Origin of the sequence: Paenibacillus ferrarius, assembly GCF_002027705.1 — a bacterium.
Taxonomy (GTDB): Bacteria; Bacillota; Bacilli; order Paenibacillales; family NBRC-103111; genus Paenibacillus_E; species Paenibacillus_E ferrarius.
In genome coordinates this window covers 20,624-46,276 of the sequence record NZ_MBTG01000028.1, presented here as the reverse complement: position 1 = coordinate 46,276, position 25,653 = coordinate 20,624, and the positions used below count along the sequence as shown (strand labels likewise).

Genomic DNA, 25,653 nt, shown 5'->3' with positions numbered 1-25,653 from the left:
GACCCTCTCCTAACGAATGATACAACTTGAATAATGTTACGTTTCGAACACTCTTTCAACCAGCCAGATCCCGCCTAACAACAAAGCCAGCGCAGATCCGGAAATCACAATTTTCCTCGCATATTTGACCCGGTGCATCATGTACAAAAGCGGAATGAAGATGGCCACGATGATCAGCTGCACGGTTTCGATCCCTAGGTTAAAGCTGATTAAATCCGTAGCCAGCTCGGTCTTCGGAATGTTCATCCCTTTCAAAATATCAGCAAAGCCCATACCATGAATCAAGCCAAATAGAAACGTGAGAAGCCAGCGGTAGCTGACTGATTTGCGTACCATATTATCAATGGCCACATAGCAAATGCTTAGCGCAATAAGCGGCTCCACGATAGAAGGAGGAACTGCGATAATATTTAGGACAGTAAGGGTTAACGTAAGACTATGCGCGATTGTAAAAGCCGTAATCATAGTGGCGTATTGCTTGTAAGTCTGTCTGGCGATAAGCAATGAAAATAAGAACAGCAAATGGTCATAACCGCCAAGAATATGATGGATGCCCAGCATAAAAAAGGAGTACCAGCCGGATATTGCGTCCGTTTCCACTTTGCTATCGACCGATTTCCCTGCGTCTGTGGCCGAAGAAGCTTTCTGAGAAGCAGCAGCTGGCATGCTTTGCAGATCCGGCGGCAATTTGGCAAAATCCGCATCCGTCAGCTGCATCGCCCAGCTGCGGTTCTCTGCCGACAAGGCCGCTGTGCTGCTCTGCGTACCGTAATGAATCGTCAATAAATTAACATAATTCGTTTTCGTATCATTTTGATACAGGGTATCCTTCAATGAAATGTTCTGTGAAGCGAGTACTGGCGGATAGATCGCAGTTAGCAGCACTTTGGAGGCATCGCCTTCCCGATCAAGTACAATGCTTTGAATTTGCTGCATAGCCTGAATTTGACCACCGATTTTCAGCGTTAATTGAGGTTTAATGACATCTGCAAATTTATCGCGAATTCCCTCAAACTCCGCTTGGTCCAGCATCTTGTTGTTATCTGTATCCCCACCGGCCAATTCGATAACAGAGAGCTCATCGATGGCAAACGTTAAGCGGGTTTGTGATTGGGTTAGATCGAGCGTAGCATAACTTGCACTATACGCATGGGCATAAGCCGCTTGCTTGAATGGCAGGACTAAAAGCAAAGCTAAGGCGATCAAACACACCGCCAACCGGCCTTTAGACACTAATTGCCTATACATGAAAATCCCCCATTTTAGTTAAAATAATGTAGAGAAAAGGAAGAGGGATGCCATTCTTTCGGAATGGTCCCTCTCTCCCTTTCGGTAAAATGATTTATTTATTGCCAAGTAAGTTATAAATGATTTGTGCCGCTTCGGCGCGGGAAGTCATGCCCGAAGGATCAAATTGCCCTTGCGCCCTTCCTTGAATGAGTCCCAGTTTAGCAGCCTTCTGCACGTGCTCTTGGGCCCATGAAGAAACGAGATTCATATCGTCAAATCTGGTGTCCTTTTGAACCTGAGCCTTCGTACCGCCAAACTTCTCGTAGGCTCTCATCGTCATCGTAATCATTTCCTCACGCGTGATGAGACCATTAGGATCGAATTGGGTGGCACTTTTGCCCGTAACAATGCCTGCTTGATTAGCACTTGCTACAGCTTTCGCATACCAAGCCGTTGCAGGCACATCGGAGAAGATCGCCAGTGTGCTCGCGTCACTCCATTTCATTACGTTTTGGAGCATCGTTGTAAACTCAGCACGCGTAATTGAGCGAGAAGGTTCAAACGTTGATTCCCCAGTTCCATTTAGCATCTGCTTAGCCGTAAGCTCCGAAATCACATTGAATGCCCAGTGACTCGCAGGCACATCTTTGAATGTTTTCTTCACTTCCAGCACGGCATATTTACTAAAATGGCTGATGGCTGCTGTTATCTCGCCATCTTTGTAGTCGCCGCCAATATACGTCAATTCTCCAGAATCAGAGATATAGAATATACCTGCCAGCTTTTGATTAATACTCGCATCTACCTTCAAACGAATCACGATTGGTTGATCGAACTTCGTTAGCTGCTCCACTTTGCCGTTTGCCGAGGTGATCGACAGACTGAATTCATACACCTCGCCTGCCAGCTTAATTGTCGCAGATGACGTACGCTCGCTTTGAGCAATAATCGTCTTGGCCTCCGCCGAGTTGATTGGGCTCAATTTCAACGAAATCGCGCTATCCTTAAGATCTTCCGAAGTAAGCTTGCTCTCCAGCTGTTTCAGAATACTAGCCGGCACTTCCACCGCCAGCTTGTCTGACTTAATCACCAGATTTCCGCTGCCAAGCAGTTCAGAAGCATGGGATGGCAATTTCACTTCTGTCGTATCGGATTTAACTGCTATCGTTGTTTTTCCACTTTCTTGCGATTTAAGCTGTTCCGCAGAAATGACTACTTTCCCTGACTGTTCCTCAGGGGTTGTTGTTGGCGTAGATGGACTAGAGGTACCGCTGTTGCCGCTATTGCCGCCACTATTGCCACCACTATTGCCACCACCGCCACTACCACCACTACCGCCATTACCGCCATTACCGCCATTACCGCCATTTCCTTCGTTCTTACTGCTAACCGTCACAACCGTCGCAGCTTCGAATGATCCGTCATCCGTTTGCACGGTGATCGTCGCTGTTCCTGCGCTTATCGCAGTCACAACTCCGTCCACTACGGTGGCGACTTTGCTATCGCTCGTGCTCCACTTCACAGCTTTGTTCGTCGCATCCATTGGCGCTACTGCTGCTGTCAACGTTTCTTGCGCTCCCACTGTTAAGCTTACTGCTGCTTTGTCCAGCGTTACTCCGGTTACTTTCACTGGCATGGACGTTACTTTTTTCAGTTCCTTCGTATCCCGTACCCGGATCCGGTCACCTTGTGAATACTTTCCTGAAAGACCAATGGCCTCTAGGGTTTCACCCACTTGCAGCTGAGGAATCGGTCCGCTTTGATTAATAATGTATCCATCCACGAATACCATAACTTCGCCAGAACCATCGTTAATTACATACGTTGTAGCGTCTGGTCTTGCGACGACATTACCTGTTACCTTGACCAATTGGCCTTGGTAAGCATCCGAGATGGAATCCTTCGTACTCACAACTTTAGGAACAAGCGGAGTACCTGAACTAACCTTCACAATACTGTTATCAAATTTATCAAATTCGAGCTCTGTATTATTTTCAAAAATTTTGATGTGTCCATATACACGAACAACATCGCCTAATTTAAGAGTGCCAACTGGTACTTCATTAAACGCCATAATACCGCCGGTTTCATCTTGTACATAAGCTGAATCGAAGAAGTTCCCTGCTGCGGTCGTTACCTTGCCTTGGACCAGAACGGTTGTACCTTCGGCTAAATTACGTGCATCACCGATTGGCGTTACTTTGGGTTCCAAGTGTGATAACCAGTTCATCACATTCATGGCAAACGGATCATTACCTTTGGCATTAAATGTTTGATCCATTTGTTTATCGTTGAAAATGTTCATACCGGAAACGACTATTCTGCCCTTGCCGACAATTTCAGATGCAACGAGAGGAATAGCTGACCCGCCTGTTACATCCGTTAAAGCTGGACCCGCTTTTCCATTAGGTGTGCGAGGATTATAGGCGACAGAATCTGCTTTGATTTGAGCCGCATCTTGGAACGTTGATTCATTCCCGCGAACTAGAATCGTCAAAGCATCTGTATCAGTCAAGGCAACTTTATTCCCCTTGCCATCACTTTTCGCCACACTGGATCCACTGTAGTATTCAATCGTTGGAACAAAATCGGTTAAGTTATTGCTAACCGGCTTCGGATGAGCACGGACTGAGAAATTAGAAGTCAGTGGTGTTCCCCAGAAGTTCCCATCGGCCGTTTCATCGAACACGCCATCATTATTGACCATGAGACTTGAGCCTGCACCTGCTAAAATGGCATTCAGATTTTGATTGGAACCGCCATAATTGCTTTTCTCCGCTAAGTAGAGAGATCCGCCTTGCGCTACAAATTTAGTGATAGCAGCAATCTCGGCAGAGCCATAACTGGACGATGGGTGTGAAATATACAAGACAGCCGCAGATTTAAGCGTATCGTCTGTAATAGCCGCCGTATTCTCGGCTACCGTATATCCCTGTTGTCTCATCATCGTTGTAAACAGCTTCAAGTTATCTTTGTACGTCCCTGTATCTTTGGTCGTATTTTCATTGTTCTTGGAAGCATCGATCAAGATTGTTTTTCCAAGGGGAGGTTTTACAGTAAACGCTTGTTCGAATTTATTGTCTCCCAAATCTTGATCCGTCGAATTCATAACGACGATGACGCGATGATCTCCAGCTGGAGGCTTGCTCCAAACCACACTAGCTGTAGTTGAGCTATTCGTTTTCAGAGAAGCGACTTGCGCATCACCGATAAGATGAGCTGCATCTACTTGATCATAGTAAAAGTGAGCCGTGAGGTTAGTAACATCCACTGTCCCCATGTTGCTGATTCCTGCTTTGAGCGGTGCATCATATCCACCTACAACGGCTCCCTCAACAGCAGAAACATTGCTTACTTTAACCGCAATAGGCTCAACTGGCGACCAAATCGGCGACGAATAGATGCGATCTCCATCCTTTTGCGTTACCCGTGTCACAAACCATTGCTGTCCGCCGATCACATTAACGGTAGGCGACCAAGTAAAGGAAGTACTATCCGTTTTAGGCACATAAGTGTCTATCACTCTTCCGCCATTCGTAATGAGTTCCACCTTAGCAATATTGTCATTGCTTACGGTTTTCAGATAGCTGTAAGCAGGATCTGATTTCTGTTCCAGAACCGAATCACTGCCAACAATTTGAAAATCCAATGTTTTGGAATCTGTTGTTGAGCCCATGTACCAGCCGCTGGCGGATACTTCTAGTTTGGCGTTTGGATCTTCCGTAAAGTAAACTCTTTTCTTGCGCATAGCGTCCATTAGCGAGTCTTGCGTTAGATCCTTAGCGACGATAACCGTACGCTGCTTAGTTTCTCCCCATGTCGCATCATGGTTGTCTTCTCCATACGTCGGAGCGACATGCCATCCTAGATCAAGCGCACTGAAAAACTTATCCTGCGCGTTTGCATACGAATATTTACCAGAACCGTTACCTACTTCTAACATCGTAAAGAGTCGATCAACATTTTTATCATAGGGAATAAAATTATCGAAAGCATTGGCTGACATAGCCGGATGATTGAATTGAGCCACGATATTATCGTAAGTCAGAACCCAAGCATAGTAGCTCTGTAAATTTTGATACTTGCCGCCACTTTCAACCCGGTCGATAAAATTCGATGTTCCAAATACATTGGAATGTCCCCAAGTTGTTGAAGTCATTTCGAAGGCAGGGAATACAACGAAACTTCCATCCTTCGTATAATCTTTTGCGAGGCTTTTGGTCAACGCCCAGTTCGATCCGCCTGTCCGCTCTGGCATCCCGTTGTGATCCACGTTATCCGAGCCGACTAAGGAAGAGTCGATATCATGCGAGTGATCAGAAAAAGCGAAAAAGTCGTAATGGTGCGCTTTCGCTGCAATCAAGGCACTTTCCGGCGAACCATCCGCATCATGAGAAATGTTCGTATGGTTATGCGTTGTCCCGTAATAGTGATTACCGCCGACGAATCTTTCCGCAATTTTGAACTTCCATGATTTTGTGGAGGCATTGCCAAGTTTATCTTGGCCTTTAAGAATGATGGTATGCTCTCCGGCACTCAAATCATCTGCTGTCGTTAAGACCAGCTTAATTCTTGTCTCTGTAATTACAGCCTTAGATGTAAAATCATGCGCTAGATCATCGATATAAATCCGAATAGATGCAGGATCAACACCATTCGCATCATCCAGAGTAGCTGATATAGCCGGATGTTTGGTTTCCAGCTCGTCTCCCTCTAGAGGAAGCAGATCTGTATACTCCGGTCCATCTGTATCTTCCACAATATCCACGGTAATAGGGGCTGAACTGCTGCCTACACTTTTGGTGGTACTCTGGTTTACAGCTTCCATATAATACAAGAGCTTTCCGGTTGGCATGCTGCCTGCAGCAATTTTGCCGTTGTAATTCAGCTTATCTGCTGAAGCTAAAGCAATTGGTGTATACGCAGCATCAAGCTGCCCTTTGTACCAAACCGTTACACGATCCGCAAACTTCACGGAAGCTTTGAAGCTCGTATCGACACCGATATACGCTTTCGTTAACGGCGTGTGAGCAATTTGCAGCTCTCCCAAAATGTCAGAAGCTGCTCTAGGCATTACCATATAACCGCTCGTATAAGGCGAAGTGATCTTGGCTTGCTTCACAATCCCCGTGAAGGTATAAGTTTCACCAAGTGTCACAGCCCCGCCAGCCACGTCAATGCCTGTAGTGCTTAAGAGACTCACGATCGCTGTGTTGTCTGATTCATCTGTAACCGTTACGTTGTAATCCGGACCAGATGCAGGAATATTCGTCACTTTCGCTTTAAAAGAAACGAATTTTCCTTCCAGTTGTTCCGCCGTCGCGTAACTGCTCAGGGCCGTTAGAGGAATAGATACAGGCACTGGAGCCGTGTCATCTCCTAATTCCGTTACCGTTGAAGGAACAAATTGTGTTGTACCGCTAGTCATGACAACATGACCTGTCAAACGCAATTTTTTGCCAACTTTAACTTCATAGGCAGGAGAAATAGGGCTAATAATATTCATACCGCCTGTAGCATCCTGCACGTAAAAGCTTGTTAATTCGCTGCCCAGCGCACCATTCGTTGAGGTAATAACCCCTTCGATCGTAGCGGTGTAACCTAGACTAAGCGGAAATCCGTTTATATCGTTTTTACGTAAATTAGCAATTGTAGACGTCTGCGTGTTAGATCCAGCTACTTGAATCTGTGTGTATTTGCTTTCTTGTGTATCCGTATGTGTGAGATAAACAGTAGGGTTATTGGTGGAATTCGTGTAGCTCAGTGTAAAAGAGCCATCTGCAGCAGCTGTAACTTGAGCTGCACTTGTTACTACACCATTGTTCTCAAGGTAGGCTTTTACAGTTGAAGCGCCTGGAACCGCTCCTGCTGTGCCCACTGCCTGACTTGTGTTTCCACTTGTGGAAAGCGTAATTTTGGAAGCAACTGGTGAAATCATATAGCTTGAATTGCGAATAATAATTTCAGCCGGATTGCTGGTGGAAGAAGGTGCATTCACAACAAAATCCTTGGATGGATCTTTCGTAAACCAGCCATTGTTTGAACCAACCGCACCTCTTGGATCCGATCCTTCCATCGTTTTCCGTAAGATCGTACCGCTTCCTAGATTGGTAGCCACAAAAGGTTGTCCCCAGTAAAGCGGGTTTTTAAATGTCGTTGTCGAAGCGTTCGTAAAAGCCAACAGATCGATAACATCCGTATCGGCTGTACCTGTTACAGCGTCCGTCTTCTTGGCAAGAACAAAGGCTCCTCCCGTTGATGCGCTTGGGTTTATCCCGCTTCCCAAATCGATGTCAGGTTTCACAGGCAAAGCTGCACCTGTCGCGCCTGTATTTCCAGCAATCAAGTAGTAGCCATGCGCTTTAATGATCCCTGCTAGCGGTTTTCCAGCCGCAAACGCCATGGTACCCGCCGCTGTGTAGGCAACAGACCAGCCATTCAAATTGATATCTTGGTCTGTCGTGTTATACAGTTCTAAAAATTTGGTTTTATAGAACGCGCCGCTATTACCGCCATTTACATAAAACTGACTAAAGACAATGTCTCCAGCTTTGTAAGAGTCTGCAAGTGTAGCAAGCGTAATAGCAACCTTATCGCTGCTTGTTTTCCCTTGCTCTTGCGCAGTAACATATACGACAGTATTCGAGTTTGGATTTGTTAGGCTAATGGCAAAAGAACCATCTGCTCCCGCCGTTCCTGAACCAGCTATCGAGTTATCCGCCAAGTTGATCGTAACGGAACTGTTCGCTGTAACAGCTCCTGCGGCACCATTGATCGTTAACACATTCGGGAATGTGATTTTCGATGCAACAGGAAGAGCCGTTTTGGGAGCTACCGTGAGGTTTACCTGAACCTTATTGCTTGGATCTTTGCCATTTTCAGTCGCTGTGATAAACACAGAGGCTTTGGACTGCGCGTTGGTGATCGTTAGATCAAACGAGCCGTCTACTGCAGCTGTTGTTGCTCCAGCCAAGGCATTGTCGTCAAAATATACAGCGACCTGCACACTGCTTCCTACCGCCCCAGCTGTTCCCTTTACATTAGTTAATGTAGGAAAAGAAAGCTTAGCTGCGACTGGAGCTGCTGTTTGCGGCGTATTCGAAGGGTTCTTGGAGGTGCCTGTGATGACGATATCATCAATTTTGCTCGTCCCTCCGCTAGTGATCGCAGTACCATCAGCAGCAATCGTAGAGGCAACTACCCATCTTACATACACGATGCTTTGATTATCTACCTCTGAAGGCAAGCTAAGATTACTTAACACGCCTGACGTAAAATTGTTTGCAGTTACAACAGCACTATTGGGTACATCTTTCCATGTAGAGTGATCTAAACTATACTGAACTTTAAAATCTTTGGGCCCCTTGTTCGAACTTCCTTGTTTGGAAGATAATTGAATTCCCGTGTAACCCGTTGTCACAAACGGGGCTTCCCAGTAGGAACTATCCGCCACCCAATTGGTTGTCGTAGCAGCTTTATCTGAAGCTCCTGCTACATACCCCAAGGTACCAGCCCCAACTACAGATACCTGCTTGCTCAGGTTCTCCGATATCCCCTCCGTCGCGGTTGGCGTTGAGTTGGCAAAATCCCATTTTACTAATGTTGTAGAAGCCGTTTCCGCTCCAATGGGTCGCAGTGGAATCGCCATTGTTACTAACATAACAAGGGTCATAATGAGGCTGTACCACTTCTTATGCTTACTTATATATTGAAACATGAATAAGATTCGCCTCCCTGAAATCAGTAGATGTGAATAACATCTATTTTACTGTCCGTTCTTCTAATGCCGATTTGCATACAGATTCCAATTTCTGTTACATTATAGAGTAGAACTTCCTAACGAAAGAGCATTCTCATTCGCTAAGAAGCCTCATCAGCTGTCTATCCATGCGCCCCGCCAAAAGCTAATGGATAGCGGCTTTTTTATGGTCGTTAATCCCTACTCCCCTCCCTCTACCCCCGTGCATACTACTCCTCTATGCGCAGAATCAATGGAATTATAACATGATTCAATTCTGAATTTGTTAGGTGAATGTAAATTTTTAAAAAAAAGATTTATTTCGAATGAACATAATTTCTTTAATGTAATTTCGTGGAAAAACGGTATTCTATAAGGTAAATACTACCTATTTTTAAGAAAATTATCATCATTGTTCCATGTATTCCCAAATAAATTTAATCTCGAAATGAACCATAAATGAACATAAGATAAATATTAAAATTAACATATGTTCACAATTATCATAGGCCAACTCCCTGTGTAAAATCTCCAGGCTCAGCTTGCTTTTGCGCGGATTTTTACCTGCCTCGGGGGGCGAGACTGCCTTTTTGGCAGGCTCAGAGCGGGGTGGGGGCTTTTCTTCTTGTGAGACTGCCTTTTCGGCAGGCTAAGCTTGCTTTTGTGCCGATATTACCTGCTTCAGGAGTCGAGACTGCCTTTTTGGCAGGCTCAGAGCGGGGTGGGGGCTTTTCTTCTTGTGAGACTGCCTTTTCGGCAGGCTCAGCTTGCTTTTGGGCGGATATTACCTGCTTCGGGGGGGCGAGACTGCCTTCTTATCAAGTGGAGAGCACTTTTTCAGCCAGGTCAGAGCGAACTCGATGTTTTCCCCTTGGCAGACTCTGTCTTCCCACCGACATCCAGGCAAAATAAGGTCAGGGGATAGGAATCATCCCTCAACCTTATGATCGTTTTGATTTTATGCAGCTCCTCTCGCGCATCCTGCCTCACCTTAGGGCTGTTTTTCAGCCTCTCAGCTTCCACTCGCGGAGAAATCAGCACCTTCCCCCTGTAAGCCTGTTTTTCAGCTTTAAGGAGGTCATCTTAAGCTTTTCGCCCACCTTAGCGCTAAAACAACAAAAAAACCTGCGGCTACCCGCCGCAGGTTCCTCTCTCTATCGCTTTTTGCTCAAATTAAGCTCTTTCATAATCTGCCGGCCTGTTGGCGTCTGCGCCAGGCCTCCTTTGGCGGTCTCGCGGTGTTTCTCAGGCATCGCCGTGCCCACTTCATACATCACTTGGACGACTTCGTCCGAAGGGATGACCGATCTAACACCGGCCAAAGCCATATCGGCCGCTGCCATGGCATTCACCGCACCGAATCCATTGCGAACGATACAAGGGATCTCAACCAAGCCGCCCACTGGGTCACAAATGAGCCCAAGGGTGTTCTTAAGCGCAAGCCCGACCGCATGCATCGCCTGCTCCGGTGTGCCGCCGCGAAGCTCAACCAGCGCCCCCGCGGCCATTCCAATGGCAGAGCCGACTTCGGCTTGGCAGCCTCCCTCGGCACCCGAGACGAAAGAATTATTCGCAATCACGTAACCGATGGCGCCTGCACTTAACAACCCATTCACCATATGATCGTCATCCCAGCCGAAACGCTGCTGACTGCTAATAAAAACACCGGGAATAATGCCGCAGGAACCAGCCGTCGGTGTCGCAATAATCCGGCCCATGGACGCGTTGACTTCGGATACAGCAAGGGCATAAGCCATCGCTTTGCAAGCTTCTTCACCTAATGAAGCTTCAGAGGTGGTTAAATAGCTGGCAACGCGCTGCGCATCTTTCCCCGTTAACCCGCTCCGCGAGGTGGTATCCTCAGTCAGCCCCTTGGCAACAGCTTCTTTCATAATCTGGTAGTAGTCGCGCATCTTTTGAAATACATACTCCGGCGGCTTCCCTGATTCTTGGCTTTGGTCGGCCAGCATGACTTCGGCAATTGTCTTTCCCTCTGACATGCTGAGCTCAGCCAGTTGTTTTAATGTCCTGAATCTCATTTAATCGCCTCTTTCTGAGAGATCCACTTTTCGTATATTCGTAATCATACTTAAATTCATCAGCTCTTCAATCAAAGAATCTGGAATGTCCGCATCCGTTTCAATAACCGTCATCGCTTCGCGATCACGGCCTTTCCGATCCAGATCCATAAACCCAATATTGATTTGGTTGCGCCCCAACAAGGTCGTAATATCAGCAATCATCCCCGGACGATCATGATGAGAAATGACTAACGTCGGATACACGGCTGTAAACTTTACATCAAAATCGTTGACGTTCACAATTTCAACGTTGCCGCCTCCAATGGATGCGCCCGTCATGGTCACTTCGCGCGTACCGGATGAAAGAGCAAACTGTACCGTGTTAGGGTGGTCTGCTTTGTCTTTGCTTGTAAGGAAAGCAATTTCAACACCTAGCGTTTCGGCTTCTTCAGCAGCCGTTGGAATACGCGGATCGTCGGTTTCGAAATCCAGCAATCCGCCAACAAGTGCCAAATCAGTGCCATGTCCCTTATACGTATCGGCAAAGGATCCAAATAACGTAATTTCAGCCTTGGTTGGCTGCTCACCCAACAGCTGTCTGGCGACACGTCCCAGACGAACAGCTCCAGCCGTATGGGAGCTGGAGGGGCCAATCATGGATGGCCCGATGATGGAAAATACATCTTTAAACCGCATCATGCAGCGCTCCATTCTTATGATGTTCCTTCTTCTATTGTATGAAGCGATTCACAGAAAGACAAGGCGTCGTTTTATCCTTATATTTCCACAAAAGCTTGCTTTTCCAATCCAGGCGGCATTTGCGGCTCTATGTGCAGTCAACCTCCATAGTAACATATTCACGTATAAATAGTCTTTGCATGTAAAACACCATCTCATCCCGACTGTTATTGAACCCCAGCAATAAGAACTGGGCCAGCAAAAAGCCCCATCCACTAAGCCAAAGGGCTTATGAAGGAGCTTCACTAAACTACTACTCTTTTCTTACTTGTTTGCCTAGTTTTCACTCCGCATTCACTAAATTCCGCTCTTCACTTCTTTTTCATTCTCTCATCCAAAGCATTCAACTGGTCGACATGATAATGCATATCATGCAAGATGTCATTGACTTCGGAATTAATCGTCGTTTCTATTTCTTGAATTTGGCTCAAATCGATCTGTGCATGCTGCTGGCTGTCTTTGATCTGGTTCAACTCTTCCCCCAGCTGCAAGGAGTCATCTGCGATGCTCTTGATCCCATCCGAAATGGTGAGGATTTGAGCGGAATTGACTGAAATGCGTTCTCGAACGGTGTTCATCGTCGTCTCAAAAGTAGCAAACGAAGAGAAGCTTTGATTGATTTTCTCATCAATGGCTTGCAGTTGTGCCGTAATACTACCCGCCGATTCCTCGGTGCCATGCGCCAGTTTGCTTACTTCCTGGGCGACTACAGCGAAGCCCTTGCCATGCTCACCCGCGCGAGCTGCTTCGATCGAAGCGTTCAAGGCGAGAATTTTGGTTTGTTTGGAAATTTGGGAGATGACCGCGCTCATATCATTAACGACATTCGTCATGCTGATCAATTCATCCATTAATCCGCGTGTCGTTTGAATATTATGACTCAATTGATCATTCATCTGCTGGATATCAGTGAATTCATCGGAGGTGGCATTAAGCTGCTGGCTGAATTCGTTTAACTCGCTCGACTTCTTCTGATAATTGTCCACGGCCCCCTCTAAATGCTCGTAGTTTCGTTGGGAAGCCTTCTTTAATCCTTCAATATTATGCAGATTGCCTTCTACACTCTTCGTTACGTAGGCGGCAGATGTATTTACATGCTCTAATGTAGACTTCATGTTCGCCAAGAAAACCGGAAGCTCCTCTTGAATGGAGCCAGAGTCATCCGAAACAATCGACAGCGTGTCAATGACCTCGAGAATTTCCTTCGCCGATGGCCGATCTGCTTGATTTTCGCCAATATAGGAATATCGAATCATTTGATTTTCATCAATAATATAGGTACTTGGAATGGCAATACGAAAAGAGTCCCACTTAATCGGTGTGAAAACCTCGTAGGACTTGATCACTTCTCTGGTTTCATCGGATAAAATAGGAAATTTAATGCCTTTGGCTGCCGCATAATCCTTGATGTTAGCCAACTTTTGCCCAGCAATAGCAATTAGATTAACGCCTTTATCCAAAAAACGCTCGTAATATTCGTTTAATTCCGGCATCTGCTTCTGGCAGTTGTGGCACCATGTTCCACGCAAGAAAATAATGACTAACGGCTTTCCTTTGAACTCTTCCAAACCTTTGATCCCTTGCGTAGAGTCTAATCGAAATGGTGCTGCTTTCTTCCCGATCGATAAACCTTTCTTAGCCATATTTGGCACCCCAATTTTGCATCATAGTTAACTTTTGCTTCCTTCAGTGTAGCTGAAAATAGGGAGAATGACTACCATATCTTGCATAAATTTATTGCAAATCCGACAAAAAAATGACCCGTCATTAGGCCCTTAGCCTTAGCAGGTCATTATATCGATTATGAGATCAACCGGACACCGCCTGAGACCCCCATTTGACGAAATGAGCGTATTCCCCTCTCGTTTGATCAGGTGCACTTGCGCGGAATTTCCTTGGAAGCAATGAAATAAGCGATACTCCCCGTCGTCATCAGCCCAAAGTGATTAGAACAACGTTTAGTCATAGGCGGCTCGAGCACCTTCCTTGGTTAAGAATTCAGACTTTATCTACTTGATCATAGTACAAAAAGGCATAGATCAACATGAGGGAACCTACAGAATGCAGGCAGCTTTCTTGAGACCGGGCATGTCCACTAGACCATGCTTGGCGTCGATTTACTGACAGCAGAGTGAAATAGCCTAGAGCTTCTAGCGGATCATCCTCGTACTCCGTGCAATCTTTTTGCGGATGGCCTCAGGAGTTTGTTGGGAGCTTTAAGGTGCGGTGTTGAGCTAATCCCGTGTGCTGAAGGAGCGCGTAGTTACCTTGTAAACTGCAAAAGTGCAAAGTCACCAAAAGATGAGCAATCGCAGCAATTCAGGTACCACTGAAGAGTTCCTCACTCTAAAAACTGCAAAAGTGCAGGCTTTTTCAACAAAATCGCCTGAAAAATGCAAAAACCTGCAATTATGCAGGAATCTATAGATTATTCTTCCTAAAACTAGAAATAATCTACCAAAAGATGCATATTCGCAGGAATTTAGGTCATGCAGGTGGATTTATAGAAAAAAAGATGCACACTCGCAGGAATTTGATCCTACAGTTGCTTCAAAGCCACCAATAGATGCACATACGCAGGAACTCACTCCTGCAGATACTCCCAAGTGTTTGAACCTTAGTGAACCTTAGTCCATCATGAATACCAATACAACGCATACTCCGTCATCACAGAGGCGTGCCCCATTTGGCGCAGCATTGCCGTAATATTGCCGCGATGGTAGGTTGCGTGATTGACAATCTGCAAGATCATTTCCGTCATACTGGTATCCCTGACTCCCGCATAAGGATTATCCACCACAAGCTTTGTATCCAAGTCCGCCTGTTGGTCCAAAAAAGCTTTAAACCGCTCCGCCAGTTCGGCGTAGAGAACGATCATTTCCTCAATATTTGTCATTTCTATATCTTGGCTCCACTCTGGATCAATGGCCATAGCTTCCTTCATGCTTTTTCCCGCCACAATATCCAACCAGCACGTATCCACGAGGTAAATATGGGAGATGCCTTTGGATATCGTCGGAAAAGCACTTTGAATCTCTCTTGTGTATACCTCTTTTGGCAGCTTCTGCAGGTGAGTTAACATCGTTTGATTCGCCCAGACATGGAAATCGCACATCGTTCTCGCAATATGGCTCATGATTTCTGCTCCCTTGTTCGCCCGTATTCGTTGATATCGTTAAGCGTTTCCTTTATGATACGACTAATACCCTGACAACAATTTGTCAGGGTTCGAACGGAAGAAAATAAAATTTTGACTATACTTTATAAATAAAACACTTCACACAGCATACAGGAGATTATAAACTTGCAGCCATTATTTAGAGAATCCAACGATAATCATGATATATCTGTCTATGAGACCACGGAGCTATACGGCGAGAGAGGTCTGTTTCGTGTTTTGCAATTCTCAAATGATGCGATACAAGGCGCTCTGGATGTCAATCATCCGGCACGCATCCTTTTTGAATACCCGCGGGCCATCATTCACCTTATGGAAATGAATCATCGCTCCTTCGAGCATGTATTCGTCATCGGACATGGGATCGGGACGATCGCCGGCCATTTCCCGGAGAAACGCTTTAAAATAGCGGAGCTAGACGTTACCGTCGTGGAATTAAGCAAGCGTTTCTTCCATTACACCCAGAACAACGTCGTGATTGGCGATGGTCGGCTTTTGCTTGAACAGGAGGAACCGCATACCTATGATTATTTGATTTTGGATGCCTTCACCTCCAAAGGAACGCCGCGGCATCTAACCTCACAGGCTTTTTTCAAGCTAACCCGTGAAAAGCTCCAACCCGAAGGTTCGGTCATCATGAATCTATTCGGCAAAGGGCAGCAAGACCGGCTCATCCATGCCATCCATACGACACTGCGCGAGGAATTTGCTTACACGAAGACCTTCGCTTTGCCAGCTGACGGTGTTCGGGATGTGCAGAATATGATCATCATTGGCCGAAACATGCCGATTGACTATCAAGCCCGCCATTTGGCTGGATTTACGGAGATTGAGCTTGAGCCTGGTTATCTCATTAGGGATTGAAAGCTTTTGCGAGCTTCTTAGGAGCCAAACTGCACCATGCTTTAAGCAATCATCCCTTTATCTCACACGAAACCTTCCCTATGTAATCTCGACTTTATCCAAATTTTTCTGAACAATTTCAGTGGTGGCCGCTTGCGTCCTCCGATCCACCTCTTCTTTATATTTCTCCTCCACATAAAAGGAGCTGATCTGCCGTTTCACCTGCTCAAAAGGCTCATATCCTCCTTGCGTCCGAGCTGCGCATTTTACGATAAACAGCGTGCCGTTTTCTTCGAAAACCGAGCTTTGCTGTCCTGCCGGCAGCTTTAACGCTTCCTCAAACAATATCGGAGCTGTTTCCGATATCTGTTTCTGATTGTCGCCATTTATGCCTAGCTCCCAACCTTTCCCATCCATTGCATAGCTCTGAGCGATCTGCCTGAAATCCTCGCCTTGGCAAGCTTATCGCTGGCTAGTTTCATGCGCTCTTTTCCTTTTCCGTCCTGATCGGGGATGGCAACCTTCCATAGCTGAATGGTGTCCGGCTTTTTGAACTGCTGCTCCTTAATTGCTTCGTACTTGATTCTCAGCACATCATCAGAAATCTTATAAACTTGCTTGGATAATACTTCTTTCAATCGAATTCGCAAATTAGACAATTCATATTCATAAAATCCACGCTCCTCGTATTGAATCGGTCCATAGATCGGTTTCTTCTGGCGAACCGCTTGATTTCTCCGTTCATTTTCTTGCTTCCAGCGCTTCAGCTCACTGCTGTAGCTCAGATCGTCAATGAGCCCTTTCTCTTTGGCCCAGGCCTGTTCAACCTTAATAGCTGTCAGCGATTTATGGATCGTTTATAATCCGTCCGTAAAATCATCACATTCTTCCTCCTTTGGGTGTGTAACTGACTTCAGAATGTTCGCATATGAACTCCTTTCCTTGATAATTAAAACGCTTTCATTTAAGTTCAGATCTAGCTGTTACCTTCTATTCTTCTGGAAAAATTTACACATGAATAGGCAGATTTTTGACCTCTTCGTTAAATTTTTTAACCTGTTGAACATTATCGGCGTACCTCTGGGCAGCTCCTTTATGTGTGTAAAAAAAGTTTCAACTTTACTCCCCTATTTTTATGTAAACTTTATTGACATTTAAATTGATAATGATTATCATTGTAAATGCTAATTCGTAGAATGATTATCATTATCATTTGAGAAAGCGACAGAGAATTATATATCTACATAGGATACTGGGGGAATTACGTAATGAGAAAAACCATTTTAGCCATCCATCTTATACTCAGCTTGACGCTGGGCATATTCGTGGTATTAACCTGTACGACAGGCAGTCTTCTGCTGATTGAACCTGAAGTCGAAAGCTGGATGCATCCTGTGAATCACACAGCAACATCAGGGAGTGTTAGTCCATCTGTCATTAAACAACATGCCGATTCGGCCAATCCTGGATTCTTTACCGATCGGATCGAGTATCCTAACAAAGAACCATACTATCGTGTTCATTTGACCCAAGCTAACGGCGGCAAAGAAAACTTCACCGTCTATGCAGATCCAGGTACAGGAGATACCTTTGGCCGCGTGCAAGTGGACCGTCTGGAGCCTTTTGCCACCATCTATCAGCTTCATCGCTATCTCTTGCTGACCTCAGTAATCGGTAAAGTTCCGGCAGCTTCCGTCGTTGGGATCTTAGGCATCGCACTCGTTCTAATGCTCGTAACGGGTATATACCTATGGTGGCCGGGTCTTCGAAAACTTGCAACAGGCTTTCGAGTTGTGCTGGGTCGCGGCAAGTTCTTGAAGCATATGAGTTTGCATAAAACCGTAGGCATCATCTCCATTCCGTTCCTGCTTGTCTTGGCGTTAACGGGTACAATCAACGCCTTCGAAAAATCGATCCCAACTTGGGTCGGCTTCAAGGCGAAGGAAGAAATTCCGGCGACAGCTTTACAAAGCAAAACGAAGGACGCAGCCGTGCTTCCACTGGACCGCGCAGTTGAGATCGTTAAAGAAACCTATCCTACAAGTGAATTGATCAAAATACAACTGCCCCAAAAAGCCGGCCAATCCTACCAAATCGGCTTGCAAGAAGGCTTCAGCGCTTCCACAGGCAGCAACAGCACTGTTTACATGGATGGCTCCACAGGAGCTATTTTATACAAAACGAACCCAAATCTAGCGATCAACCTGTATAACGCTTGGAGAAAAGGCCTGCATTTCGCCACATGGGGCGGCGAACCGCTCAAAATCATCAGCTTCTTCTTCGGTATGACGCCGCTCGCGCTCATGATCACAGGCCTTTTCATCTGGCGCATCAAAGCCAACGCACGCAAAAAAAGCCGCAACAAATCAGCTTCATCTGCGGCGGCGGCTTAAGATTATAAATACGATCCAGTTTATGGAGAGGATTGTTCTCAAAGGGAACTAGAATCCGCTATTTCAGCAAAATGAGTTAAATTCCGGACGAAGCGGAACTACAGTACGCTATTTCAGACTTTTTGATCACAAATCGTGCTATTTGGCACAAATAGCGTACCCCAGTTCCGCTTCCTTCAGGTTTAGCTGATTTTCCTCACAATAGCGTACCCTAGTTCCGTTTCATCGAAGCAATGTCACCTGCCAACATTCAAATCAATGCTTCTCATCCAAGAGAGGCATTTTTTTGTTTTTCGCTTGAAAAGCCAAATAAATACTCGTTCCGATTGCACCTGCGGTACCGCAAATAATATCAGTCATCGTGTCAACCAAGCTGCCGTTTTGCGAGTTCAGACCTAAGAAATGGTCCGTCGTAAATTCATATATTTCCCAAACTCCCGCCATCGCAATGGAAAAGAACAAGCTCAGCCATATCGCAACACGGGAATTGGATGCACTGCTTGTGCCGCTGTCATTCGCCTTTTTATAAATTAATAAGCCGACAAAGCATAAAATAACACCTGAAAACAGATGCTCGTACTTATCCAGATAGGGAATGATACTGTAGAACCCGAACTCATTTGCCATAATCATAGTGATCGTGATGAACAATAAAATGCAGAACCTCAGCGCAGCAAACATAGGCGTTTGGGTGACTTTCACCACGACTCGAATCAGCAGCAGCACGCCAATGATCAATGCGGCCTCCAACACTTTTGCCCAGTTACCCTTTATCAAAAAATAAACAAAACAAACCGCCGCAACTCCATACATGACCAGTTCGAAGAGGTCGTTCCCTCTGTCTGCATACTTTTTCATGTGCAATCCCCTCACTCGCCTCGAAACATACCGTTGTTGGATTAAATAGGTAACATTAAACCGTATGATTGATTCCTAAACATCGTGTTGTGCCCCTCTCATCATTGTGTCCATATTCAGTTTAACCAAACTAACCACATATATTGACTCAGACCGGAGAGTAACATGAGGGGGAAATAAATGTAACAAGTCATACGCTTATTTTGGAGCTTGCTGCGAAGATAGTTTGTCAATGGATAGATACATATTATATTCACGAAAATCATCATACTTGCAACGAAGAGAGCACCTAGTCCTGTAATGAATCCACCATAATAACTAGGGAACCAAATCTTGTATAGATAAAATAAACATACCGGCATTCCAATAGCGAAGATGATTTCAACAAAAACTACCATCCGGCTCGCCCCATAACGGCCATATTTGACGCTTGCTATGGTTATTCCGATTATAAACAAAATGACTAGTGTCATAAGCTTCCCTCCGAACTCGATCCAAATCTTATAATTTGAGTTTAGTAGGCTTAAACTAATGACGCTAGTACTATTTATACTTAGTACTTACGACTTTCGCTCTTTCATCTTAAAATATAAGTATTGGACTGGTCCTTTGCTATAGATATCTAGCCATTACTAGTCTTATCCTTTCCACGCCTACATTCATGGGATCCCTCATAGTTATTATGCCAATGCTGGATCAGTTAATTAGATGATTTACATTTTAAAATTAAGCCGTAGCATGCAAAAAAACGCTGGCCCCTTATGGCCAACGCTTTATCATCATGTCTGTTCGTCTAAATCGAGGAGGACTCATATGGAACCTTGCTTCTGGATTTACCGCTGAAGGAGAAATAGGTCCACATGCGGAGCACCCGCTCTACGGGCCCGGATTGAAAGCGTGTCAGATACCAGCGGCTAAGGAAGAGCTGACCGATATAAATGACAAGGGCTAGCCCGCAGCCTGCGATTACCCCCAGCTTGCCGAACCATCCCATTCCGTAGCCATAAAAAATCGATGTGCAGATGATGGATTGCAATAAATAGTTGGTCAGAGATAACTTCCCTAAAGCTTCGAAACGCAAGAACCAAGGCGACGATTTGGCTGCCGCATACAGATGAGAGAACGCGAAAATGTACCCAAGCGACAAGAGATTTCCTCCGATCATTTCGGCCATTTCGCTCCAGCCTTGGCCAGGAAACACAACCTTTGCCCCTTTCAACAGGAGTCCTATCGGCAGGAAATTGAGCATTCCTTTCAAATACATAGATCGTTCATCATCTGGTTGGCGGAACCATCGTTTTTTGGCCGCATACATACCGAACAGAAACAATGGTGCCGTCAGCAGCGGCGCAAACAGCAGCATGCCTACAATCAAGTAATCATTTAATCCAAGTGGATCTGCCGTATTGCGGTGATGCTTGATCTCCTCGTAAGTGCCCGTTCCGTAAATCGTGATCGTTTCCTTCACATAGGTTTCCATACGGGGCTTATCTTCTGTTAAGGAATGATTACTCGTGCTTTCAGGCGCTAACCCCAGCAGGCCGAACAAACTCAGCAGCAATGCGCCCCATATCAGCAGAGTCTTCGCTTTCCTATTCATGAAAAGAAGCAGAAAGAAGCCCATGCCCCCATAGAAACCTAGGATGTCCCCTTCCCACAAATAAGTGCCATGCACAATGCCTGCTGCAAACAACAAAAGAAACCGGCGAGCCAAATACCTTTTGGGTTTCAAGCCTTTCGTTTCAAGACTCTCCTTCATCTTGATCATCCCAAAGCCGAATAGAAATGTAAAAATGGGCATAAAGCTGCCCTCGACGAAAATGTGCAAAAGCGTCCTGGCAGCCGAATCCGCTTGCGATAAGGAATATAAGGCTATTTCGTCCTTTCCCCATATGCCATATTGAAAAATAAGCATATTCGCCAGCAGAATGCCCAGCAAGCTGAATCCCCGCATGCTGTCTATAATACACAATCTATTTGATTGATGAACCACTTGAACCACCTCCAATTAGCCTTTGAATTTCGTGGGCATTAGCGGTTTGGCAGCTGAACAATCACAGTCGTACCTGTGCCGATCTGACTTTTCATGCCAATACTGCCATGATGGAGCGTAACGATTTTCTTCGCGATGGCAAGCCCCAAGCCATTGCCGCCAATGCTGCGGTTCCGCGACGGGTCTGTTTTGTAAAACCGCTCAAAAACATATTCGAGCTTCTCCGGTGCTATGCCAATCCCCGAATCGCTGATCGCGAAGAAGATTTTATTTGCTGTATGATTCAGTCTTATTTCGATATGCCCGCCTATCGGCGTAAATTTGATGCTATTGCCAAGTAAATTCATCCAAACTTGATTAAGCTGGTCTCGATCCGCGTTAATTTTGACGCCGCTGGACATTTCCAATTCGATGCGAATGCCCTTAGCCAGCCACTGCGGCTCACAAGTGACGACGAGCTGCCTGATTTGCTCGTCGAGATTATACGTAACCGCCTCGAACGGATGATGCTCCGAATCCAATGAAGCGAGCTTGAGCAAATTATCGCTAAGCCGGGATAGTCGCCCACTCTCCGCAATAATGATATCCAGGTAATAGTTGCGATCGCTTTCCGCCACTAGACTGCTGCTCTTCATAGCCGTAGCAAAACCGGAGATTGACGTTAGCGGGGTTTGAATTTCGTGGGAAACATTCGATACGAAATCCTGCCTCATCTTCTCGAGCTGTTTAAGCTCACTCGCCATCTCGTTAAAACTTTGAGTCAAGGCGCCCATTTCATCCATGCGTTTAGTTTGGATCTCAACGTCGAAATCTCCCTTCGCTAGTCGTTTGGTCGCACGTGTCAAAGCCTGAAGGGGTTTCACCAAGTACCTGGCCGCAATCAAAATACAGAGGCTTCCAATAACCAAGGCAAGCAGCAAAATAAACAAGATCATCCGATTAAAGATATTTTCATTCTGCGGGGAAAACTGCATAAACATAGCATGCGGTTTGCCTTCAATTGAAAAAGGAAGACCGATATAGGTTTGGCTTGCATTGCTCGGAGCACGATAATATTGTCCCCGCAGCACCTGTTGAACTGTTTCCGGCGTAATTTCAACACTTTGCGTATCTTTTAAGTCATAGAACGTTACGTTGTTGGCATCATCATAAATATGAATCGGATAAGAGGACACCTTGACCATGCGCTTTACAAACGCATCCCAGTCAACGGGCTTTGATTGATCATAAAGACGAATGATTTCCTCACCAACAGCAATCATATCCTCTTGTCCGGCATGGTTGATTTCTGTTTTGAATACGGAGTAACCGATAAAAAAAGAGCATAGCAAACTGAACATAATGACTGCAAGAAACGTACAAATGACGCGAACGTACAAGGTTTTGATCATGTTATCACAAGCCGATACCCCAAACTGCGGGCCGTTTCAATTTGAAAATGGTGGGCATCGTCGGCAAACCTTTCCCTAAGCCGACTAATGTGAACATCTACCGTTCGATCATCGCCTTCGTAATTCATCCCCCAGATATGCGTGATCAACTGTTCCCGAGTAAAGATTTGCCCCGGATGGTTAGCCAGCTTGAACAACAGCTCGAACTCCTTTAACGGCAGATTCAGTATTTCCTCTCCTCGAACAACTTGAAAGTTGCGCCGATTCAACATAATGCCGCCCAGTTGTATGGTTTGTGAAGAGACGATCATATACCGTTTTAACAGCGCCTTCACCCTCATCACAAGCTCAAACGGGTCGAACGGTTTCGTTAAGTAATCGTCCGTGCCAAGCTGAAATCCCTTGACTTTTTGTCCGGATTCTCCCTTGACCGTGACCATCAAAAGCGGGATATTCACATCAATGCGCCTAATCTCCCTGCATAGTTCCCAACCGTCTATTTCAGGCATCATAATGTCGAGAATAACTAAATCCACACGCGTCTCTTCCATTATCGCAAGCGCTTCAGCTCCGTTTCTTGCTTCCAGAATCTCGAAGCCTTCATTCCGTAAAAATAAGGTGATCAACTCGCGAATGTAGACATCATCGTCCGCGATAAGAATTCTAGCCACAAGAACCCGCTCCTCTCCAATCTCCGACCTATTTCTCCTGAACAGGGGCTTGGTTCAACCGAAATGCCACCCCAATAAATTCCAATGATAGAAAAAACAACATAAGACCACTGCCGATAGCGCAACGAGCGTATAATGCACACGTTTCAGCATCGTCCAATACTTGCTTTTCCACGCCATCACGCTTAAAGCTAGTATCGCTACTGTCAATCCGACTAGTATGATCGGCATGAACAGATAGAGATTTAACGATGGTGTGATACGACTTAGGCGATCCAGCATATCCATGTTCAATACCACAACGAATGTACCAGCTAAGGTCGCTAAAGCCCAAGCAGCGGTAATTGCCGACAGTCGAACTGCCCACTTCTGAGGTCTCGGCATCGCTTTGATATCCCCCCTGCGGTAAGCAAACCCTAACAAAACAGTAATAAACAGCGCGATTGAGATGCCAATAAGGAGAAACCAGAACTTATTCTGATCCATCAGCGGCGTGCGCTCAAGCGGCATGAAGGGAAGAAAATCAAAAAGCATATGCGTACTCTTCCCAGATGCATCCGTGCGGAATGCAATCTGATGCACGCCCCCGACTTCCTGGAATAAATCAGGCGCGATCGGAGCGAAAACTTGCTGCTCAGCTCCACTTCCAATGGATAATCGATTATCCGAAACGGCAATACTCATCTGCGACATAAAACTAAAAAACTTATCTATATCGGTTAAATTGCGTCGCGTAAACTGATAGGAACCAGCGTATTTCTGCAAGGAATTTTCAAGCTCCGCATTTGCAGGAGGCAGCTTGAGTTCTGGCGCCGAGAAGTAGCGATCAAAGAAGGCTTTGGACAACCCTTGCGATGCCGCTCCGCCATCCCCGCCGTTATAGGAAACGAAGATGCCAATTTGCTTATCGGGTACAAGATACAGCTCCGAAATGAACAGCGGGTCTGCACCCCCATGAGAGATAACACGCAGTCCGTTCATGTTCAATTCATAGAAGCCAAGGGCCATTCCCGGCAGCCGCTTGTCAAACTGATAAGCAGTTGCATGCATCAATTTGGCGAATTCCGGCTTGAGGATTTGCTTATTCCCATAACGTCCGTCCTGCAGATGGGCAATCATGAAATGCGCCATATCAAGCGCCGATACGGCCGCTGACCCTGCTGGGCGGAAGCCTCCCTCGAACGTCAGTGGCTTCGTAACGAATTGACCATTCTCACGTGCGTATCCCTTCACCGCATACGGCTCCAAAGACGCCGGAATTGGTTCCTGGACCGTTGCATATTTCATATCAAGCGGATCAAAAATATGTTTCTTTATGTAGTCGTTATAAGGAGTACCACTAACCTCCTCAACGATCAGCCCTGCCAATGAGGCGCCATAGTTGGAATAAGACGCAAGCTCCCCAGGAGGCTTCACCCGTGCCAGCATGTGCTTGGAAAGCGTTTCCGAGATCGACACTGGCAGCTTCTGAGGATCCGTGGTAATTTGATAGCCTACGCCACCTTCTTCAAAACCGGCCGTATGGGTCAAGAGATGACGCAATGTAATCGGCTCTGGAAAGGTATCGGGTATTCGCAACGTTTTTAAATAGGTGTTAACGTCTGTATCCAGATCGAGCCTGCCCTGCTCGACCAGTTGCATCACCGCTGTCCACGTAAACAGCTTCGTTGTCGAAGCGATTCGGAAGAGGCTGGTCTCCGGATCAACTAGCTTACCTTCCTCCATATCCGAATGACCATACCCCTTAGCAAGCAGGGGCTTCCCATCCTTAACGATCGAGACGACGGCGCCTGGAATTTTGAAGCTGTCCATATGCCCCTTCATAATACCATCGATGAAAGCCGTTAGCTGGGCGACATCATTCAAATCCGCCGCTCCGTCCGATTTCACGGATGTCCCTGCAGTTGAGGGAGCCGCTGCCGCTGCAGGCAATCCACTGCTGCCTAATATACTCGTCCCCATTATAGCGACCAGCATCGCCATCAACATCATTTTGCAAGATATTTTCCTCATAGACGATGACATGATAAACCTCCAACATTCCCGTTTTTTTGATAGCTGCTTCTTGACTTTCTGAAGAAATCTTATCAAAAAAGTGTGAACGCAGAGTGAACCTATTGTTCTTAATAACGAACTTCGAACAATAGAAATACAAATACACAACAATAGGACTGACTCAAAGCCACGGATAGCGAATGCGCCACCGTACCCGAGACGCGGGAAAGAGATGAACAGGTCGCGCTTCGGCTAGCCAAATCCGGCACTGAGCATCTCCCCTCGGCAAGCTTCAGAGGCTGCCCAGTGTTTATAAGCTTTGTCCATAGCTCACCGATTTTGAAAAACCTGCGAAAATACAGGCTTTTTCGCTCAAATCATGCGAAAACCTCAGAAAGCCTGCGATTATGCAGGTTTTTTAAGCTTTTCCATCCAGGAATCGAAATAAGGTCTCGAAAAGATGCACAATCGCAGGCTTTTCCCTATTTCCCCTATTTCCAAGACGAAAAGGATGCATATTCGCAGGAATTAGGCGAAATTTACGGCCGCGAAGAACAACTGCCAGCTTGGGCCATACTCAAGCGACTCAAATCAACCAAATTGG

General features: G+C 45.9%; 15 protein-coding genes. 2 read left to right on the top strand and 13 right to left on the bottom strand.

From position 1 onward, the window contains the following. Positions 1–36 precede the first annotated feature (36 nt). From BC351_RS26475 to BC351_RS26445, 6 genes are all read right to left on the bottom strand, one after another. Positions 37–1,248 carry a HupE/UreJ family protein gene (locus BC351_RS26475; RefSeq protein WP_079416680.1) on the bottom strand — a complete coding sequence of 404 codons (1,212 nt, stop codon included), beginning with the start codon at positions 1,246–1,248 and terminating at the stop codon, positions 37–39. A gap of 94 nt (positions 1,249–1,342) precedes the next feature. After that, on the bottom strand, positions 1,343–8,947 hold the full coding sequence (locus BC351_RS26470; RefSeq protein ID WP_079416678.1) for an S-layer homology domain-containing protein: 7,605 nt from the start codon (positions 8,945–8,947) through the stop codon (positions 1,343–1,345). A 1,175-nt stretch (positions 8,948–10,122) separates the two neighbouring features. Beyond that, positions 10,123–11,007 carry an L-serine ammonia-lyase, iron-sulfur-dependent, subunit alpha gene (gene sdaAA, locus BC351_RS26460; protein WP_079416674.1) on the bottom strand — a complete coding sequence of 295 codons (885 nt, stop codon included), beginning with the start codon at positions 11,005–11,007 and terminating at the stop codon, positions 10,123–10,125. After that, the gene (gene sdaAB, locus BC351_RS26455) at positions 11,008–11,685 is read right to left on the bottom strand and encodes an L-serine ammonia-lyase, iron-sulfur-dependent subunit beta (RefSeq protein ID WP_079416672.1); all 678 of its coding nucleotides are present in this window, start codon (positions 11,683–11,685) and stop codon (positions 11,008–11,010) included. 353 nt (positions 11,686–12,038) lie between these two features. Next, positions 12,039–13,370, bottom strand: coding sequence for a redoxin domain-containing protein (locus BC351_RS42445; protein WP_158082239.1), 1,332 nt, complete (start codon positions 13,368–13,370; stop codon positions 12,039–12,041). A 992-nt stretch (positions 13,371–14,362) separates the two neighbouring features. Beyond that, positions 14,363–14,863, bottom strand: a complete 501-nt coding sequence (locus BC351_RS26445; RefSeq protein ID WP_079416670.1) for a DinB family protein — start codon at positions 14,861–14,863, stop codon at positions 14,363–14,365. 150 nt (positions 14,864–15,013) lie between these two features. Between BC351_RS26445 and BC351_RS26440 the strand changes: the two genes are divergently transcribed. Next, positions 15,014–15,769 carry a spermidine synthase gene (locus tag BC351_RS26440; RefSeq protein ID WP_079416668.1) on the top strand — a complete coding sequence of 252 codons (756 nt, stop codon included), beginning with the start codon at positions 15,014–15,016 and terminating at the stop codon, positions 15,767–15,769. 78 nt (positions 15,770–15,847) lie between these two features. On the opposite strand, the gene BC351_RS26435 is transcribed toward BC351_RS26440, so the two are convergent. Then, on the bottom strand, positions 15,848–16,165 hold the full coding sequence (locus BC351_RS26435; protein WP_079416666.1) for a hypothetical protein: 318 nt from the start codon (positions 16,163–16,165) through the stop codon (positions 15,848–15,850). Next, entirely contained in the window at positions 16,141–16,407 is a 267-nt protein-coding gene (locus BC351_RS26430; RefSeq protein ID WP_144028541.1) for a hypothetical protein, read from the bottom strand. The genes BC351_RS26435 and BC351_RS26430 overlap by 25 nt, the downstream gene beginning before the upstream one ends. A 609-nt stretch (positions 16,408–17,016) precedes the next feature. On the opposite strand from BC351_RS26430, the gene BC351_RS26425 reads away from it, so the two are divergent. Next, positions 17,017–18,141 carry a PepSY-associated TM helix domain-containing protein gene (locus tag BC351_RS26425; protein ID WP_079416662.1) on the top strand — a complete coding sequence of 375 codons (1,125 nt, stop codon included), beginning with the start codon at positions 17,017–17,019 and terminating at the stop codon, positions 18,139–18,141. A 255-nt stretch (positions 18,142–18,396) separates the two neighbouring features. Here BC351_RS26425 and BC351_RS26420 read toward each other — a convergent pair whose 3' ends face one another. The 5 genes from BC351_RS26420 to BC351_RS26395 form a co-directional block, all read right to left on the bottom strand. After that, positions 18,397–18,999, bottom strand: a complete 603-nt coding sequence (locus BC351_RS26420; protein WP_079416660.1) for a DUF2238 domain-containing protein — start codon at positions 18,997–18,999, stop codon at positions 18,397–18,399. Between the two features lie 793 nt (positions 19,000–19,792). Further along, positions 19,793–20,992, bottom strand: coding sequence for a DUF418 domain-containing protein (locus BC351_RS26410; RefSeq protein ID WP_144028540.1), 1,200 nt, complete (start codon positions 20,990–20,992; stop codon positions 19,793–19,795). Positions 20,993–21,030: 38 nt separating this feature from the next. Then, on the bottom strand, positions 21,031–22,383 hold the full coding sequence (locus tag BC351_RS26405; protein WP_079416656.1) for a sensor histidine kinase: 1,353 nt from the start codon (positions 22,381–22,383) through the stop codon (positions 21,031–21,033). Next, positions 22,380–23,054 (bottom strand): response regulator transcription factor, encoded by a 675-nt coding sequence (locus tag BC351_RS26400; protein ID WP_079416654.1) that lies wholly within the window; start codon positions 23,052–23,054, stop codon positions 22,380–22,382. The genes BC351_RS26405 and BC351_RS26400 overlap by 4 nt, the downstream gene beginning before the upstream one ends. A 54-nt stretch (positions 23,055–23,108) precedes the next feature. Continuing rightward, positions 23,109–25,079: a serine hydrolase domain-containing protein gene (locus BC351_RS26395; protein ID WP_079416652.1), complete on the bottom strand. Its 1,971-nt coding sequence runs from the start codon at positions 25,077–25,079 to the stop codon at positions 23,109–23,111. Between the last annotated feature and the right edge of the window lie 574 nt (positions 25,080–25,653).